The organism is Oleiphilus sp. HI0080, assembly GCF_001635135.1.
This window is the reverse complement of sequence record NZ_LWFU01000072.1, coordinates 1-437: the sequence shown is the minus strand read 5'-3', so window position 1 is coordinate 437 and position 437 is coordinate 1. Positions and strand designations below refer to the sequence as shown.

The 437-nt window shown below is 45.6% G+C and carries 1 protein-coding gene; it reads left to right on the top strand.

Translation table 11 applies throughout. The annotated features are described in order from the left end of the window. Window positions 1-129 precede the first annotated feature (129 nt). The gene (locus A3751_RS00995) at window positions 130-414 is read left to right on the top strand and encodes a hypothetical protein (protein ID WP_369821214.1); all 285 of its coding nucleotides are present in this window, start codon (window positions 130-132) and stop codon (window positions 412-414) included. Window positions 415-437 lie beyond the last annotated feature (23 nt).

The window sequence follows — 437 nt, the reverse complement described above, 5'->3', positions numbered from 1 at the left end:
TCGGCGTGCACTTTTACGATATGTTGCATTTTATCTTTGTTGAGCTGCAAGAAAACGTTGTTCACTATAAGTCAGACACAAAGTCAGGCGGCTACTTACNAGTACGAAAACGCACGCGTTCGCTGGTTCTTGTCGATTGACTACAACGATGTGCCGGATGATGTAAAAGCCACGGGCCAGCGCACCTTCCGTTCGATCACCTGTGATGGTGAAGAGATTGAATTCTCCGGTGGTTTTACCGATTTACATACGATTAGCTACAACGAAATTTTGGCGGGTCGAGGCTTTGGTTTGGAAGAAAACCGCGTAGCAATTACCACGGTTGCCGATATTCGAAATCAAACGCCACTTGGCTTAGTGGGTGAATATCATCCCTTTCTGAACAGAGTGAATAGGTTCGATAAAGAAGCATGAGCAGCGGTGCGAATAATGTTGTA